This window comes from uncultured Thalassolituus sp. (assembly GCF_950066645.1).
In the GTDB taxonomy this organism is placed as follows: domain Bacteria; phylum Pseudomonadota; class Gammaproteobacteria; order Pseudomonadales; family Oceanobacteraceae; genus Thalassolituus.
In genome coordinates, this window is sequence record NZ_CATMFB010000001.1 from 138,998 (window position 1) to 152,644 (window position 13,647).

Genomic DNA, 13,647 nt, shown 5'->3' on the forward strand with positions numbered 1-13,647 from the left:
GTGGAACGTCGTCTGATCGTTTTTCTGCTGTGGATAGCTGTCGCTGTTGCTCTGCTGACCTGGTATCACGTTAAGAGAGTGAGCCCCTTCGAAAAGTCGGCGGTGTTTGCGCCTTATATCGATGAACAACAGGAGTCGCAGTCGCCGGATGGCAGGCCGGAGGCAAAAGTGCGGAAGTAGCGTATGAAGCACAAAGATCTTTTTGTATTTCTGGCGGTGATCGGACTGATTATCGGTGGACTGACCTGGTACCACCTGGCGACGCCCAGCCCTTACACCAGTGAAGTTTTTTTCGGACAATAGTCAGAACAGGCTTTGCTGACCTGAGTAATCGCACAGCACCGCTTCGTGCACACTGGCGCGTTCAACCAGCTTGTCCATAGACATCGGCTGGGCATAGAAATACCCCTGCACCCGATCACACCCAAGTGAATTGATCACATCCAGACAACGCTGATCTTCCACCCCTTCGGCGGTAGTCTCCAGTCCCAGACGCCGCGCGAGATCCAGCATTGCCGAGACAATATGAAGTTGCGGTAATGACTCATCGCTGCCGGACAGCGGAGTAACAAACGCGCGGTCCAGCTTGATGCCTGTGATCGGCAGGTCGCTGAGATGTGAGAGCGAAGAAAAGCCAGTGCCGAAATCGTCGAGCACAATATGAACGCCTGCCTGTTTCAGTGTCTGAAGGTTATACAGAGACACACTGGCATCCAGCATCATCGCGGTTTCTGTCAGTTCAAGTTCCAGGCAGCGGGCCGGGACACGATATTCTTCAAGCAGACTGAGAACTTTTTCAGCGTAGTCCGGATCTGCCACCTCCGGAAAGGATACGTTCACTGACATGCGCAGGGTCACGCCCTGTTCGCTCAGCCGGTGCCAGGCCTGCAGCGTCTCGCGCATAGCCCAGGTGCCCAGTGTCCGGATCAGTCCGGCCATTTCTGCATCGCGGATAAAAGTAGTGGGAGGCACGACGCCCAGATTCGGGTGCAGCCAGCGCAGCAGAGCCTCTGCGCCAGTCATGCGCCCAGTGTGGGTATCGAACTGCGGCTGAAACTCGAGATAAAACTCTTTGCTGCGCATCGCGCGGATCAGGTCATGAACGACCAGCGATTCGGTGGTGCTGAGTGCGCGTGATCCGAGGCCGCTCTGTAACATGCGGATGCGCTCGACCTGACGGACACACTTCTGCAGGGCACCGCCCAGATCATCGTAGTTGCTGATCGGCGCGGGACCGCTGAGAAAGGCGGTCCAAAGGTAATTGATGTCGTCTTCGAAGGACTTCATCCACTTCTTGGACAGGGCTTCAGCATCCCGGCTTATAACAACAAACTGGTCATCGAGAAGTTTGCCCAGCAGGGCATCGTCCGGGGCCTGAGCGCGCAGCTGATGTTCAAACGATTGCTGTGTAGCAAGGCGAAGTTCTGCACTGTCACCGGCGGCCGCAGGGCGCCACCGACAGCTTACCAGCTGAATAAAAAGGCCGTCTTCGCATTCTGTGCGGGCACGGAACTGGCGAATCCAGGTGTGTCGGGGAAGAAGCGGCCGGAGCTGTCCCTGAACGCAGGCGAACAGATCGTGCAGTCCATGGCGTAAGGCCTGGGGCGACATCTGGTGCTCATCCAGCCAGGTGCAGGCGTCGGGGTAATAGGCGCGTTCTTCCGGGCGACCGATGATCAGGGTGGGAATATGCAGACTCAGCTCCTGTACGCGGTCCCGCAGGCCCGGGTCCCGGTGTGGAGCAACCACAATAGCCATATGTCCACTGGGGACCGGCAGAAATGCATCCAGCATGCCGGTGCGCATGGTTATTTCTGATTCTTCTGCCTCACGGTCAAGCCAGTTAATCAGCAGATCCGGGAGAGCTCTCTCCGTGCCCAGTACCAGCAGCGGTGGTAGACGATTTGCCGTCTGTTGGTTCATTCCCTGTGTGTCCCCATAAAAGTCGGAAGCCCCAGATACATATAGGCGACATTTGCAGAATTTGCGAAAAATTGACGTAAATAGCTCCTTCGGGCGCAACCCACCGCTCAACCTGACTCATAGCGAAATCTCAGTGACAGAAGTTACCGGGGGCGATTTCATATGCGGGCAATGCTGGTAGAATCTGCGCTCGAAACAGAGGTGTTCAAGTGGTCGATTTAAGTCAGCTCAATCCACGTCAGCGTGAAGCTGCCAAGTATATTGATGGTCCCCTGCTGGTACTGGCTGGTGCTGGCTCAGGGAAGACCAGTGTGATCACCCGTAAAATCGCCTACCTGATTGATGCATGCGGCATCAAACCGCACCATATCGCAGCCGTGACCTTTACCAATAAGGCCGCGCGGGAGATGAAAGAGCGTGTGATGCAACTGGTTGGCCGGGGTGGTGCGCGCGGGCTGACGGTCTCTACGTTCCACAACCTCGGGCTGAATATTGTCCGTCACGAGTTGCAGGCCGCTGGTTACAAACAGGGGTTCTCTATCCTCGATCAGGATGACTGCAAGGGCATCATCCGCGATGTGATGCACCGTGAACACGGTGATGATGGCGATATGATCGATATGATTCAGAACACCATTTCCAACCTGAAAAATGACCTTATCTCTCCCGAAGACGCAATCCGCACCGCGGCAAGCCCACAGGAGCAGCTGATTGCCCAGACATACAGCGTTTATCAACGCATGCTCAGGGCGTACAACGCCGTCGACTTTGACGATCTGATTATGGTGCCCACGGTGCTCTTCCGGGATAACCCAGAGGTACTGACGCGCTGGCAGAAGAAAATCCGCTACCTGCTGGTGGATGAGTATCAGGACACCAACACCTCTCAGTACGAGCTGGTAAAACTATTGGTGGGTCACCGCAATGGTCTGACTGTGGTAGGGGATGATGACCAGTCGATCTATGCCTGGCGGGGCGCTAAGCCCGAAAACCTGGCATTGCTGAAGAAGGACTTCCCGTCGCTGAAACTGGTGAAGCTTGAGCAGAACTACCGTTCTACCGGATTGATTCTGAACGCCGCCAACGTCGTGATTGATAACAACCCGCACGAATTCGATAAGAAGCTCTGGTCTGATAAGGGGTACGGCGACCCGATCAAGATTCTTAAATGTAAAAACGATGAGGTGGAAGCGGAGCGCATCGCGACAGAGATTGTTGAACGGCGCCTGCGCTATGGCTGTGGTTACCGCGATTTCGCCGTGCTTTACCGGGGCAATCACCAGTCGCGTATGATTGAAATGAAGCTGCAGGCGTATCAGGTGCCTTACAAGCTCAGCGGTGGTCAGTCTTTCTTCGGTCGTAACGAAATCAAAGACATCATGGCGTATCTGCGTCTGCTGATTAACCCGACCGACGATGCCGCGTTTCTGCGGGTCGTGAATACCCCTCGCCGTGAGATCGGCCCAAGCACGATTGAGAAGCTCAGTGAATACGCTGCGATGCGGAACACCAGCATGATTGCAGCCACGACCGAAATGGGGCTGGAGCAGTTCCTGATGCCAAAAGCTCTGGATCGACTGCGGCGTTTCGGACACTGGCTCGAGCGCATCACCCGCAATGCCTATACCGACGACGCTGTAGCTGCGATTAAAGAAATGATCGCTGACATTGATTATGAAGGCTATCTGTTTCAGAACTCAGGGACACCTCATCAGGCCGAACGGCGTATGAAAAACGTCTGGTTTCTGGTCGATCAGATCCAGAAAATGATCGATAAGGCTGATGAGATGGGCGACGAATGCACCATTGAAGACGCAGTTGGCAAGCTGATCCTGCGCGATATGCTGGAGCAACAGGGCGATGAGGATGATGCCGATCAGGTTCAGCTGATGACCTTGCACGCCTCTAAGGGTCTGGAGTATCCCCATGTGTATATCATGGGGATGGAAGAAGAGCTGATGCCGCATCGCAACAGCATTGAAGCCGACACCATCGAAGAAGAGCGGCGACTGATGTACGTGGGGATCACGCGGGCGAAACGTACGCTGACTCTTACGTACGCAGGCAAGCGTCGGCAGTTTGGTGAAGCCATGGACACAACACACTCACGTTTTCTGGATGAATTACCCCCGGACGACATCGTCTGGGAGGGTCGCACCGAAGTATCTGCTGAAGAAGCCAAACAGCGTGGCCAGGAAACGCTGAGTAGCCTGAAGAACATGTTGGCTGATTTCTGATCTTCTTCAAATAATAATGATTCGCACTTGTATCTAATCCGGATGTGCGTATCTTAGATGCGTCCGCGGTGGCGAGCACCCCGTCATCGCGGACACTCTGAGATTCACGAAGGAACAGGTATGTCTCCCCGCGAACAGCAGCGACGGATTTTTGAGCGAAAGATCCGCTGGGCCGAAGCGCCTGACACCCCTCAGCTTATCCACGACTGGCTGCTACTGTGCGGTCAGGATTCCTGGCAGTCTAACGAAGATCAGTTCTGCCTGCTTATGGAGACCGCCTTCGATGAGTTGCTTCCCCGTCAGTGGCGTATCGCTTGTCTCGACAATATCTGCTGGCCATTGAGGGAACTCAGTCGTCTGGCACGAACCGAACCTCAGAAGCGCCGTTTGCGCGCACTCACCTATGAATTGTCTGTTGGCGGACAATATTTTACCGCTGGCCTCAGATAGCCTGAACAGGAGAAAACCGCATGAGCCGTACCCGCATTGAAAAAGACAGCATGGGCGAACTCAACGTACCGGAAGATGCACTTTATGGAGCCCAGACTCAGCGGGCGATAAAAAATTTTCCGGTCAGTGGGCAACCCATGCCAGAAGCATTTATCCGTGCTCTGATCAGCCTTAAGAAAGCGGCGGCGGTAGCCAACCAGCAGCTGCAGCAGATCGATGCAGATACAGGCGCAGCAATCGTACAGGCGGCGGACGAACTGCTCGGAAGCCCGGAGTTGATGCAGCATTTTCCGGTAGATATCTTCCAGACGGGCTCTGGTACCAGCACTAACATGAATGCCAACGAAGTTCTGGCGACCCTGGCAAGTCGTTACGCGGGAGTAAGTGTCAGCCCAAATGATCATATTAATTATGGGCAAAGTAGTAACGATGTAATTCCTTCGGTTATCCACATCAGTGCTGCCGCTGAAATCCGTCATTCACTGTTGCCTGCGTTGCAGCATCTTGCCGGCACGATACGTAAAAAAGCAGAAGAGGTTGATGGTTTCGTTAAAACGGGCCGTACGCATCTGATGGACGCCATGCCCGTGCGTATGAGTCAGTCTCTGGGGAGCTGGGCGACGCAGACAGAAGAAAATATTCAGAGGCTGGAACAGCAGCTTCCGGCATTACAGGCGCTGGCTCTTGGAGGTACGGCTGTGGGTACCGGTATTAATGCTCACCCTGATTTTTCTACACTATGTTGTCGCGTATTAAGTGAAGAGCAAGGCATTGATTTTCGTCCTGCAGATGATTATTTCTCACGTATTGCCGCGCAGGATACAGCAGTGGCTATTTCGGGCACATTGAAGACCCAGGCGGTTGCGATGATGAAGATTGCCAACGATCTTCGTTGGATGAATTCAGGCCCGTTAGCGGGGCTTGGAGAAATCGAGTTGGAAGCGCTTCAGCCCGGTTCGTCGATCATGCCCGGAAAAGTGAACCCAGTAATTCCGGAAGCTGCAGCGATGGTTGCTGCACAGGTTATGGGAAATGACGCATGTATCGCTGTTGCGGGTCAGTCCGGTAATTTCGAGCTGAACGTGATGCTCCCTGTGGTGGCACAGAATCTCTTGCACAGTATCTCTCTGTTAGCGAATGTCTCACTTCTTCTGGCAGATAAAGCCATTGCGGGATTCACCGTAAAAGAAGAAAAGCTGCAGGAGGCATTGGGGCGCAATCCGGTTCTGGTTACTGCCTTGAACCCTGTGATCGGATATCTGAAAGCCGCGGAAATAGCGAAGCAGGCGTACCGGGAAGGACGTCCGATTATTGATGTGGCTGATGAACAGACAGATCACGGAAAAGCAGAGCTGGAACGTCTGCTGAATCCCGAGAAGCTGACACATGGTGGTCTGTAAAGTACCGGGGTAAGTGCAACATTCATCCGAGCCAGTGTAAGCCTGAGCGGGGACTGATCTTCAGAATAACTTTTCTTGATATCTGTCCCCTGTCCAGGATGCCGATTGCAGTCTCGGGGGTGCTGACAGAGACATTATCATTAAAGAGTCAGCCGGGTTTTGCAAAAAAAGGCCCCGGAAGGGGCCTTTCGCAGGGGAGTTAACTCAGCGGAATTCCCAGTGCTCCGCCCGGAGTTCACCGGAGGCACCTTCGGCATCAAGTGCGGCTGAGCTGGATTCTTCCTGAGAGAAGGTGACCAGGCTGAGCGCCCTTGCATTGCCTTGAACCAGGCCAACGGTCAGTCGCAGGAAAAGCGCTGCGCCGGCGTCATCCGTGGTCTGTGCATTAATGACCAGTGCGTTGCTTTCTGCAGGGTTAGACCAGCTGAAGCTCAGGGTGCCATAGCTGTCGTTTACCCGTCCTGTGTATTCACCTGCACCACCCGAAGAGAAGGAGAAGACACCGTCTTCAATTTTCAGCTTCTTATCAATGAGGTCGAGTGCGCCCATCGTCTCTTCTGTGCCGCAGTTGCTCATTGCAGTAGTAAAGTCGGTCAGCGTAGCCTCTTCATTGTCAGCACTTTCACACAGGCCCAGTGGATACTGCAGTGATTCATCAAAGGCATTTTTAATGGCAGTAGCCGCCGCATCGTTGAATACCCACTGGTCATCATTGGCTGCACCAGCCATCAGTACTTCACCGCCACGGACGTACCCATCAACGACCGCAAGCAGGAAAGCCGCATCGTCGCGATCGATGTCACCCTGACCACGCAGATCCTGTGGAATTTCTGCCCGGATTACGGTCACACCGCCGATCTCACGATAGCTCCAGGTGGATACCGAAGCGCGCTCTACCACTGTTGTGCCCAGGTCATTGTTGTAGTCTTCTTTCCAGTAGCTGACGATTCCGCCACTGACCAGTTCAGCGCGGAAGCGGCTATCGTGGCCGTAGACATCGAAGCCAATAATGTCATTCACGCTGGCAGGCTCACTGGCGGCGGATGACGTAACCAGCTGTGCAAGAGACGTCGCGGCCATACCGTGGCTTTCTGACCCCTGATCCCAGCTCATAAAGACGTTGTTACACCAGGCGTCGGTATTGGTCCATGGTTCAGTCGTGCTGAAGGCCGATTCGCCGCAATAGGTTTCTGCGTTCTCTTTCCACAGGCGATACTGTTCATTCGTGCGGGTGAATGTGAGTTTATAGCCTTTGGCACCTTCACCGAACACGGCGCCGGGGGTCAGTGCCAGAGGGTACGCAGAATCGCGCAGGTACGCCGATACGCTGCGGCCGTTCAGGTTTGCCTCGACACCAGAGATAAATTCTTCCGTGACCGCCAGATCACTGCGCAGAATGCGGATGCGATTTCCATCGACGGTAATTGTCTCAGCGTCCTCACTGACACAGACCCAGTTGCTTCCGGTCAGGTAGCAGTCCTGCTCTGTTGATTCAGAATCGTCGAGTACCCATGAGCCGCCGCCAAGACCGTTCTCCCACATGTAATTGTCGACACCGATATTACCGCTTTCGGAATCGACAGATACGTGGCCGTAGAAAAACTCGGCAACGTCGCTGTATTCATCGCTTTCAAAGAAGTACAGGCCATCGCCACCTGTGATCAGTGCGCCCAGATTGGCTGCAACGGCTTCGCGATTATCACGGCGTTGCTGAATATCGTTCTCTACTTCGGACGGATCGAGACGGGTGCCGGCCAGCTCGTCGCTGCCTGCCAGATCATCCGCATCAAACCCATCGCCCGCGCCGTCTACTGCGTTTTTGATATCATCCAGCGCGTCCAGTACCTGATTAATAATCAACGCCATCAGGTCGTCTTCAGTGACACCTGTTTCGCCGACTACTTCGTTCACCAGCTCGCGGTTCTGCTGCATCACCGCGCGCGTTACCTGAGCCACCTTGTGGAGGCGCGCATACTCATCGGCGTTTGCTTCGTCGCTGGCTCCCGCGACATAGTCTGCCGATGGGTCTACGTCTGTGCCCAGGCGTGCCTTAATACTGGCTTTCGCTTCGTCAGGTGACATGCCTTTTTCTTTGATTTCATTCTGAACCATGGTGGTCAGGGGGCTGACGAACGCAGATCCGGCCGGAGCTGACAGAGTGTAGGTTTTGCTGATCGCTACTCCGGGCTCGTCCTCGTCGACGGTCTCACCGACAATGATTTCCACCACAATCGGAGATGACTCCAGTTGCTCCTGTGTGACACCTTCCAGAGTAAATGCACCACCCGAGGCCGAGACTGTGCTTGGTTCGCCGTCATCACAGGCATTGTTGCTGTTCAGATCCAGACACACACGGGCGCCGGCAAGATAACCGTCAGCGACTTTCCCGGAAAACTCTGTCCCGGTTGTCGACGAACCGGAATCGTCGTCGCGTGAGTCTGAATTAGAAGAGCAGCCGGTGGCTGCGAGAATGGCGGCCAGCAGGGCCGTCTTGGTGCTGTAATGACGTTGCATAGGATCATGTCTCATAACGGGGAAGGTCTGATCAGTAAAGCAGCGTCGTCGGGTATTTCCGCCCAGAGGGAGCTGACAGAAGTGACTCTGATTCCACTCAGGCCAGAGTGGCTGGATAAGTGTGATCTGTGTCTCAGGCCATGTTGACGATAGCCTGACGGAACCTGCGCAGCGATAACAGAAAAAGAACACTACCGATGATGATCAGTGCCAGAAACTGTGGCCAGACAATCCCGAGTCCGGCACCGCGGAACAGAATTGCTTGCCCGAGTTCAACAAAGTGCGTCGTTGGTGCCAGCAGCATAATGTCTGCGACGGCCGAAGGCATGCTTTCACGCGGGGTCATACCGCCAGACAGCATCTGCAGAGGCAGCATGGTCAGAACGATCAGCAGTCCGAACTGAGGCATGCTACGCGCCAGAGTTGCCAGATAAATCCCCATTGAGGTGGTCGCAAACAGGTGGATGGCGGTGCCGGCGAAGAAGAGCGTCAGTGAGCCTTCAATCGGCACCTGCAATGCGCCCTGAACGATAAATTTCATCGACAGAAAGGCGGCGCCCAGTACCACCAGGCCCATTGACCAGATTTTGGCCACCATAATCTGTCCGGGAGTCACCGGCATCACTAACAGGTGTTCGACAGTGCCGTGTTCGCGCTCTCGTATCAGTGCTGCCCCGGTGAGAATAATCGACAGCAGAGTGATCTGCGTGATGAGTTCGGTCAGTGCGCCAAACCAGCCTTTGTCGAGCGCAGGGTTAAAGCGTGCACGGACAACCAGCGATACCGGTAATGTTGTTTCAGCACGATAGCCGCGCAGAAACTCGGCGACTTCATACTGGATGATCTGCTCGACGTAGCCGGTGCCGGAAAATGCCTGGCTCATGCGCGTTGCATCGACATTCAGTTGGATCGACGCTTCACGTCCTGCTAACAGGTCGGCTTGCAGGCCGGGGGGAATGTTGACCACAAACGTATAACGCCCGGTGTCCATTCCGGGGTCGATGTCGCTCAGGCTGATACGCTCCGGGTGCTGAAACTGCGGGGGGGAGAAAGCACTGCGTATACGCAACGACAGCGGTGAATCATCTTCGTCGACGATGGCTATCGCGGCGTGGTTCAGTGCTTCGGGAATGGCGCTGGCGGCGCTGTAAATGGCAACGCTGAAGGTGAAAATAATCAGCACCAGCATCATGGGGTCGCGCCATAAACTCCAGAGTTCTTTAATACCAAGTCGGAAGATATTCATCATGGTTTCAGCGCTCCTGCTTCCGTAACAGAAGGACGGCGACCAGCATGATCACTAACGCCGCGATAATCATCGGCATAAAGGACCCCTGGAGATCTGTGAAGGTCAGTGCTTTGTTGAAAACGCCACGACTGATCATGACCATGTGGGTGGCCGGGTAAACATCACCGATATATCGGGCCGTCCCTTCCAGTGAGCTGACTGGATTGGTCAGCCCGGAATACTGCACCGCCGGAATCAGAGTGCCGATCATGGCGAAAAATATGGCAGCGATCTGGCTTTTCGTGACGGCGGAGACCAGCAGTCCCATGCCCGTTGCGACCAGACAGTAGATCAGCGAGGCCAGTGACAGGGTCAGAAAATCTCCGGTTACAGGCACTCCAAACAGGGTCACGGCCAGCAGGCACATTAAGAGAAAATTCAGCATCGCCAGTGCCACATAAGGTAGCTGTTTCCCGACCAGAAACTCGGTACGGGTGACAGGCGTGACGTATAGGTTGACGATCGATCCCAGCTCTTTTTCACGCACGACTGATAAGGCTGTCAGCATGGCAGGCATCATCAGCAGCAGAATGGGGATAATGGCCGGCACGATAGCGGGCAGACTTTTTACCTCTGGGTTATAGCGATAGCGGGTTTCGACGGTAACGGCCTGAGTGAGCAGGTCTCCCATGCCGCTGGCACGGGCGGTATCGGCAAGCCATTGATAATGGATGCCTTGCATATATCCCATCACCATTTCTCCGCGGGTCGGCATCGCGCCATTGACCCAGGCACCGATTTCAACCTGATTTCCTGCTTTCAGATCCCGGCCAAACCCAGGGGGGATTTCTATCGCTGCGGTCAGCTCTCCGGATTGCAGACGTTGTTCCATATCCCGTCCACTGATCAGTGGTGCCGCACCGTAAAAGTAAGGCGAGCCTTCGAGGCTGAGCTGGTAGCTCTCGCTGACCGACGTCTGGTCGTAATCAAGTACCGCATAGCTGAGATCGTTAACGTCGAGGCTGATGCCATAGCCCATCACCAGCATCAGGATGAGCGATCCGACCAGCGCCAGAGTGGCACGGATCGGGTCTCGTTGTAGTTCCAGGCTTTCCCGCCAGAGGTAGCTCCAGAGGCGCAGCGGTGAAAATACAGCGGGGCGGGCATGCGTTCTGTGCTCGGTGGAGGGTGAAGTTTCAGCTGGCTGCGCAGACTGAGCCGTCCCTGTAGCTTCGACCAGATAACGGATAAAAGCCTCTTCGAGTGTCTGTGCGCCACGTTTTTCTGTCAGCGCCTGAGGCGTGTCACTGTCGAGAATCCGTCCGGCATGCATCATCGACATGCGGTCACAGCGCTCGGCTTCGTTCATAAAGTGCGTGGAGATAAAAATAGTCACCCGATCCCGGCGCGATAATTCGCCAAGTAGCTGCCAGAACTGGTCTCGGGCCACCGGGTCTACGCCGGAGGTGGGCTCATCGAGGATCAGCAACTCGGGCTTGTGCACCATCGCCACCGCCAGCGACAGGCGCTGACGCAGACCCATGGGCAGATTGCCCGGCAGACTGTGGCGCACCCCGGTAAGACCAAATCGTTGCAGCATTTCTTCACAGCGGGCCTCGACCTGCGTTTCCGGTACACTGAACAGCCGGGCATGCAGTGCCAGATTCTGCGCGACGCTTAATTCGCTATAAAGCGAAAAGGATTGCGACATATACCCCACGCGGCGGCGGGTGGCGATGTCGCGGGCTTCGACTTTGTGCCCGAACAGTTTTGCTTCGCCGCTGGTCGCGGGCAGAAGCCCTGTGAGCATTTTCATGGTCGTGGTTTTTCCGCAGCCATTGGAGCCGAGAAAACCGAAGATTTCGCCCCGGCGGATTCGCAGGCTGACCTTATCGACCGCAGTAAAGTCACCGAAGCGCATGGTCAGTTCTTCGGCTTCAATCGCGTAGTCCGCATCGTCAGACACCTGCAGCGGTGGTATCTCTACGGTCTGATGGCCCCGTTTCTGATCGTCAGGGAGCAGGCGGATAAAGGCTTGTTCGAGTGTGCTGGCTCCGGTCTGATGTAACAGCTCTTGGGGTGTTCCGGTGGCGAGAACCTGACCGTCATTCATCACCACCAGATCGTCAAAGCGCCGGGCTTCATCCATATACGCCGTTGCCACCACCACGCTCATGTCTGGTCGCTGCTGTCGGATGCTGGCGATCAATTGCCAGAACTGCGCCCGGGCAAGCGGATCAACCCCGGTGGTAGGCTCATCGAGAATCAGCAGTTCAGGGTCATGGATCAGCGCGCAGCATAACCCGAGCTTCTGCTTCATTCCACCGGAAAGCTTACCGGCGGGGCGTTGCAGAAAGTCGTGCAGCCCGGTCTGACGGGTAAGGCTATCGATCCGCCGGCGGCGTTCGGCTTTGTTGTGCCCGAACAGCCGCGCGAAAAACTGCAGGTTTTCCTCGACGGATAATGTCGGGTAGAGATTCCGGCCGAGCCCCTGAGGCATATAGGCGATACCCGGGCAGATCTGGTTGCGATGGCTGCGGCTCGCCATATCGCCGCCCAGTACGTCTATTTTTCCTGTCTGCAGGGCTCGGGCACCCGACAGCAGGGATAGCAGGCTGCTTTTGCCGACACCGTCCGGGCCGATCAGTCCGACCATCTTCCCCGCCGGAATCTCCAGAGAAATATCCCGCAACGCGTCGGTCTTGCCGTAACTGAGGCTGACGCCCTTGAGCGATGCCGCGATATTACTCACCGGCGTTGTCCGCGCGGACGTTTACCTGCAACGACGGAGGCCAGGTGGCATCGGCTTCTGTTTTCAGCCAGGCGACGCCGGGCAATCCGGTTTTCACCTGAGTGATATGGGCTTTCAGTAGTTCAGGAGCAATGCGTGCACGAACGCGGAACATCAGCTTCTGGCGTTCGCTCTCGGTTTCCACTGTTTTAGGCGTGAACTGCGCGGTAGAGGCGACAAAGGATACTTCCGCCGGGATGACGTATCCGGGAGCCGCATCGAGCACCAGCCGCACGTCGCTGCCGAGTGCAATCCGCCCGGCAACGGTTTCAGGCAGAAAGAAGGTCATATACACGTCGGTCAGGTCGACCATGTTCAGCACCTTGCCCCCGGCACCCAGGACCTCGCCCGGTTGCGTCACCATAAACTGCACCCGGCCATCACGCGGCGCGATCAGCTGGCTGTCGGCAATTTCGTGGTCGATACGATCGAGGGTCGCAGACAGGGCGGAGACTGCGGCCTCCGCGCCTTTTACCTGCGCCAGCGCTGCGGTGATGGCGGCATCGCCGGCGCGGATCTGTGCGAGGGCGGCTTTTAACGCGGCTTCTGCACTGCGAACGGCGGCCTGACTGTCTTCAAGGAGTTGGTGTGAAAGCGAGCCTTCATTGGCGAGTTTTTCGGAACGGCGCAGGCGGTTGCGGGCGGTGTCGAGATCGGTCTGACGTTGTACTTTTACTGCGTTCAGCGTGGCGACATCGCTCCTGCGCATGGCGACCTGGGCTTCTGCACTGGCAACCGCGGCCTGCGCCTGCGCCTGTTGTGCCAGAACTTCATTACGCTGTGCTTCGAGGGTTGATATCTGCATCCTGGCCAGTGGCTGGCCACGGGTGACGAAGTCTCCTTCTTTCACCAGCACGTCATCCAGACGTCCAGCCAGCTTAGTCGCAATATCGATTTCCGTGGCTTCGATACGTCCGTTGCCGGATATCAGCCCCTGCGTTGCCGGGTCTTCGCGGCCATCGTGCCATTGGTAAACCGCCGCAGCAGCTGCCAGGGCGACAATGACAGGGAGGGCAAGGGTGCGCGCAGAAAGATTCATAGGCCGGGTCCGTCAGGAGGTGAGCTGAGCGCTCAGTGTAGGGGGCGCCTGAACGGACAATCAAT

General features: G+C 55.9%; 9 protein-coding genes. 4 read left to right on the forward strand and 5 right to left on the reverse strand.

The window, feature by feature from the left end; all coding sequences use genetic code 11:
- On the forward strand, positions 1-180 hold the full coding sequence (locus Q1L85_RS00615) for a hypothetical protein (protein WP_300425857.1): 180 nt from the start codon (positions 1-3) through the stop codon (positions 178-180).
- Positions 181-303: 123 nt separating this feature from the next.
- On the opposite strand, the gene Q1L85_RS00620 is transcribed toward Q1L85_RS00615, so the two are convergent.
- Complete coding sequence (locus Q1L85_RS00620) at positions 304-1,923, reverse strand: EAL domain-containing protein (protein ID WP_300425859.1); 1,620 nt, start codon at positions 1,921-1,923, stop codon at positions 304-306.
- A gap of 209 nt (positions 1,924-2,132) precedes the next feature.
- On the opposite strand from Q1L85_RS00620, the gene rep reads away from it, so the two are divergent.
- The 3 genes from rep to Q1L85_RS00635 all read left to right on the forward strand — a co-directional run bounded on the left by rep (position 2,133) and on the right by Q1L85_RS00635 (position 6,010).
- Complete coding sequence (rep, locus tag Q1L85_RS00625) at positions 2,133-4,160, forward strand: DNA helicase Rep (RefSeq protein ID WP_300425861.1); 2,028 nt, start codon at positions 2,133-2,135, stop codon at positions 4,158-4,160.
- Between the two features lie 120 nt (positions 4,161-4,280).
- A complete protein-coding gene (locus Q1L85_RS00630) occupies positions 4,281-4,610 on the forward strand; it encodes a hypothetical protein (protein ID WP_300425863.1) in 330 nt (109 codons plus the stop codon).
- Positions 4,611-4,630: 20 nt separating this feature from the next.
- Positions 4,631-6,010: a class II fumarate hydratase gene (locus Q1L85_RS00635; RefSeq protein WP_300425865.1), complete on the forward strand. Its 1,380-nt coding sequence runs from the start codon at positions 4,631-4,633 to the stop codon at positions 6,008-6,010.
- Between the two features lie 204 nt (positions 6,011-6,214).
- Here Q1L85_RS00635 and Q1L85_RS00640 read toward each other — a convergent pair whose 3' ends face one another.
- The 4 genes from Q1L85_RS00640 to Q1L85_RS00655 all read right to left on the reverse strand — a co-directional run bounded on the left by Q1L85_RS00640 (position 6,215) and on the right by Q1L85_RS00655 (position 13,582).
- On the reverse strand, positions 6,215-8,524 hold the full coding sequence (locus Q1L85_RS00640; RefSeq protein WP_300425867.1) for a hypothetical protein: 2,310 nt from the start codon (positions 8,522-8,524) through the stop codon (positions 6,215-6,217).
- A 133-nt stretch (positions 8,525-8,657) separates the two neighbouring features.
- The gene (locus Q1L85_RS00645; RefSeq protein WP_300425868.1) at positions 8,658-9,773 is read right to left on the reverse strand and encodes an ABC transporter permease; all 1,116 of its coding nucleotides are present in this window, start codon (positions 9,771-9,773) and stop codon (positions 8,658-8,660) included.
- 4 nt (positions 9,774-9,777) lie between these two features.
- Positions 9,778-12,504: a ribosome-associated ATPase/putative transporter RbbA gene (gene rbbA / locus Q1L85_RS00650; RefSeq protein WP_300425869.1), complete on the reverse strand. Its 2,727-nt coding sequence runs from the start codon at positions 12,502-12,504 to the stop codon at positions 9,778-9,780.
- Entirely contained in the window at positions 12,497-13,582 is a 1,086-nt protein-coding gene (locus Q1L85_RS00655; protein WP_300431980.1) for an HlyD family secretion protein, read from the reverse strand. The genes rbbA and Q1L85_RS00655 overlap by 8 nt, the downstream gene beginning before the upstream one ends.
- Positions 13,583-13,647: the final 65 nt, after the last annotated feature.